Genomic DNA, 3,992 nt, shown 5'->3' with positions numbered 1-3,992 from the left:
GATCACACCGCGTTTGCTAGCTTTGACAGAAAATACGTCCTGACCTGCAATGAATTAAGTCGGGCTGACAGGATTTGAACCTGCGACCACTTGGCCCCCAGTCGGCTCTGAGGGGTGCGGAATCTGTCAACCTGTTTGAGGCACGGTTCAGCGGAATTTAGTGAGTAGCCTCCTCGGTGTCGTCGGGCCGGTTGATCCATGTTTCGGGGCGTAACTTGGGTGGCTCCGGGGGCTTGCGTACGAAGCGTTCCGGGTGGGCTGCATATGCGGCGTCAAGCACGCCCGCTCGCTTCTCGTGGGTGATGGCGGCGGTGCCGTAGTGGACGTCGGCGGGTGTATGAAGCGCTAGCCCGGTGTGACGATGCTCGTCGTTGTACCAAGGGAAGAAGGCTTGGCAGTGCACGCGGGCTGCCTCGATCGAGTCGAACCGGCCGGGGAAGTCGGGCCGGTACTTCAGCGTCTTGAACTGCGACTCACTGTTATCCGGAATTCCGGATAACAGTGACTATGCCGAGGGCGTGGTTATGCCGAGCGCAGGCCCGGGTCCCCGGGTTCGCGCTGGCCGGGGCACTGCGGTCGCGTGAACCGCTCGGGATAATCGTCTGACGGCTTGACGCTTTCTCTGTACGAATTCTTCGACGGAGGAGGCGGCATGAACCGGCGCGCGATAGGTTTCGACGGTCCACTGACGGTGCACGAGAGCGGATTCCGGGCAGAGCTCGCACGGCGAGGCTACGGGCCAGATGCAGTCCGGTGGCAGGTCCGTCACTTAAGGGCGTTGAACCGCTGGCTGGGTGACCACCGCCTGGATGTTTGCGACGTGGACGCCGACTGCATCCGCGACCTGGTGTATGCACGCCAACGGGCCGGCCGCTCCACCCTGGTGTCGGCAGCGAATTTCTCGCTTCTCCTGGCCTATCTCCGCGAGATCGGGGTGGCACCGCCCGAGGTTCCGCAGACCGATCAGGCGGGTGAGATTCTGCGGCGATATCGAGACTTCCTGACCCTCGAACGCGGACTCGCTGAAAGCTCGATCGGCAGTTATCTGCTTGTCGCCAAACGCTTCTGCCGTGATTTGCTGAACCGTTACGCCGACCCGACCCAGCTGTCGGCGACGGAAGTCACCGAATACGTGGTGGCGGTATGCGGACGTTCCAGCATCGGCTGGTCGAAGAAGACCGTGACCGCGTTGGCGTCGTTGCTGCGGTTCCTGCATGTGTCGGGCACGATTCCCACCGACTTGGCCGCGGCGTTGCCCAAGGTCGCCGGACACCAGCCCGCTCTGGCGCCCGCGGTAAGCGAGGACGACTTCCGGCGGATGCTGGCCGCCTGCAACCGTAGTTCTGATGTCGGGCTGCGCGACTACGCGATCCTGACGGCGTTATGGCGGCTGGGCCTGCGCCGCGGCGAGCTGGCCAACCTGACCGTCGATGACATCAATTGGCGCCGTGGCGAAATCACAATCCACGGCAAGGACAACCGCCACGAACTCGTCCCGCTCCCCGGTGACGTCGGCGAAGCCATCGCGGCCTATCTTCGTGACGGTCACCGCCGGGTTCCCCCTGGATGCCGTGCGCTGTTCGTGAAGGTCAGAGCCGCTGAAGGCGCTCTGACCGGCATCGCGGTGGGTGACGTGACGGCCCGTGTCTCCCGTCGCGCCGGGCTGCCGGCCATCAGCGCTCACCGGTTCCGGCGCGGCACCGCGACCCAGCTGGTGCTCCACGGTGCGCCGTGGAGCGAGATCGCGCAGCTGATGCGGCACCGGACGTTGGCGGTCACGCGGTCATACACGACCATCGGTGCGGTGCTGACCGGCGAGTTGGCGCGACCCTGGCCCGGTGCGCGATGACCGACCTGCGGGCTGCCGCCGCCACATACCTCGCCCTGCGCCGCGGCTTGGGCTTCAAACTCGTCGACGCCGGATGGCTGTTACCCGGCTTCCTCGACTACCTGGACCACCACAGCGCCGACCATGTGACCACCGAGCTGGCCCTGGCCTGGGCGAAACTACCCGCGAACACCAATCCCGCCTGGTGGCGTCAACGGCTGGGCATCGTGCGCGGGTTCGCCGAATACCTGCACACCATCGACCCCGCAAACGAGGTTCCGCCCCACGATCTGCTACCGGCCCGACAGCACAGGGTCGCGCCCTACATCTATTCCGACACCGACATCGCCGCGTTGATGGCTGCCGCACACGCCCTGAAACCAGCCCTACGCGCGGCGACCTACGAGACGTTCATCGGGCTGTTGAGTGTGACCGGCCTGAGGCTGGGTGAAGCACTCGCCCTCGACCGCGCCGACCTCGACCGTAAACGACCACTGCTGCACGTCCGACATGCTAAACGCGGCAACAGGACAGTGCCTCTGCATGAATCGACGATCCAGGCCTTGGACCGCTATTTCGCCATGGTCGACCGGTCTAGGTTCCCGAAACCGTTGTCGCCGTCGATGTTCGTGTCGATCTGGGGCACCCGGATGAACAAGGATTCGATCCACGCAACGTTCCCCGGTTTAATCGATCGGGCTGGGCTGACCGGGCGTGGACAACGGGCCCGCCCCCGCATTCATGATCTGAGGCATGCCTATGCCGTCCGTCAACTATGCGATTGGCATGAGCACGGCGCCGATGTCGATTCCAAGATCCCGCTGCTGTCGGCTGTTCTTGGCCACAGCGATCCGGCCTGCACCTATTGGTATCTCGAGGCGTCACCCGAACTCTTTGCCATCGTCGGCCGGCGGCTCGAACGATTCCTCGGAGAACTCTCATGAGCGCCGTCGCCCCCACACTGCAGAAGTTCTTCACCGACCGGCTCGCGACCCAGCGTCACGCCAGCCCCGCCACAGTCGCCGCATACCGAGACGCGTTCCGGCTGCTGCTGGTGTTCGTCGCCGACCGCAAGAAGATCACCCCGGCCGACCTTGACTTCACCGATCTCGACGCCCCGACCATCGCAGCGTTCCTTACCTACCTGGAAACCGAGCGGCACAACAGCATTCGCAGCCGAAACGCCCGCCTGGCCGCGATCCACTCGATGTTCCGGTTCGCCGCGCTTGAACATCCCGAACACGCCGAGGTGATCGCGCGGGTGCTGGCTATACCGCAGAAGCGATTCGACCGAGTCATCGTCTGCTTCCTCACCAAAGACGAGGCTCAGGCACTGCTGGCCGTCCCCGACCGCGCCGCCTGGCTCGGACGGCGAGACCACGCCCTGTTGACCTTGGCAATCCAAACCGGTTTACGCGTCAGCGAACTGACCGGTCTGCGACGGTGTGACCTAGCGCTATCAACCGGCCCGCATGTGCGATGTCACGGCAAAGGCCGCAAGCAACGAGCTACCCCGCTGACCACCAGCACCGTCACCGTACTGCGCGAATGGTTGGCGGCGTACCCGGGCGAACCCGACTCACCATTGTTCCCCAACCGCAACGGGACACCGCTGAGCACCGACACCGTCGGCTGGCTAATCACGAAGTACGCGACCGCGGCGGCGGCGCGATGTCCATCGCTGACCGGCAAACGGGTCACCCCGCACACCCTGCGGCACACCGCGGCCATGTTCTTGCGCGAGGCGGGCGTGGACATCTCGGTGATCGCTCTCTGGCTCGGCCACGAAAGTATCGCCTCAACGCAGATTTACATGCACGCCGACCTCGCCGTCAAACAACGTGCACTCGATCGCACGACACAAACGGAGGTGACCACCAAGCGTTACCAGCCGCCGGACACCCTGCTCGCCTACCTGGAAAGCCTCTGATTATCCCGAGCGGTTCACGCGACCGCAGTGCCCCGGCCAGCGCGAACCCGGGGACCCGGGCCTGCGCTCGGCATAACCACGCCCTCGGCATAGTCACTGAACGGGTTGTCGTTGGAGACGTGCGGCCGCGAATGCGACTGGGTGATACCGAGATCGGCGAGCAGGAACGCCACCGGCTTCGAGGTCATCGATGACCCACGATCAGCGTGAATGGTCAACTGGTCACGACCAATT

Annotated in this window: 3 protein-coding genes and 2 pseudogenes; 3 read left to right on the top strand and 2 right to left on the bottom strand. The window is 64.5% G+C overall.

Annotated elements, in window-relative coordinates:
• Positions 1 to 157: 157 nt before the first annotated feature.
• A pseudogene (locus VML93_RS23165) lies at positions 158 to 478 on the bottom strand (integrase core domain-containing protein); the annotation flags it as partial.
• A 174-nt stretch (positions 479 to 652) separates the two neighbouring features.
• Between VML93_RS23165 and VML93_RS23160 the strand changes: the two are divergent.
• The 3 genes from VML93_RS23160 to VML93_RS23150 are packed head-to-tail and all read left to right on the top strand — an operon-like array spanning position 653 to position 3,758.
• On the top strand, positions 653 to 1,849 hold the full coding sequence (locus tag VML93_RS23160; protein ID WP_325614625.1) for a tyrosine-type recombinase/integrase: 1,197 nt from the start codon (positions 653 to 655) through the stop codon (positions 1,847 to 1,849).
• The gene (locus VML93_RS23155; RefSeq protein ID WP_325614624.1) at positions 1,846 to 2,772 is read left to right on the top strand and encodes a tyrosine-type recombinase/integrase; all 927 of its coding nucleotides are present in this window, start codon (positions 1,846 to 1,848) and stop codon (positions 2,770 to 2,772) included. Before VML93_RS23160 ends, VML93_RS23155 begins: the two co-directional genes overlap by 4 nt.
• Positions 2,769 to 3,758, top strand: coding sequence for a tyrosine-type recombinase/integrase (locus VML93_RS23150; protein ID WP_325614623.1), 990 nt, complete (start codon positions 2,769 to 2,771; stop codon positions 3,756 to 3,758). The genes VML93_RS23155 and VML93_RS23150 overlap by 4 nt, the downstream gene beginning before the upstream one ends.
• Positions 3,759 to 3,850: 92 nt before the next feature.
• On the opposite strand, the pseudogene VML93_RS23145 reads toward VML93_RS23150, so the two are convergent.
• Positions 3,851 to 3,992 (bottom strand): annotated as a pseudogene (locus VML93_RS23145) (IS3 family transposase); the annotation flags it as partial.

Origin of the sequence: Mycobacterium sp. (assembly GCF_035499775.1) — a bacterium.
Taxonomy (GTDB): Bacteria; Actinomycetota; Actinomycetes; order Mycobacteriales; family Mycobacteriaceae; genus Mycobacterium.
This window is presented reverse-complemented; position numbering and strand designations above follow the sequence as displayed.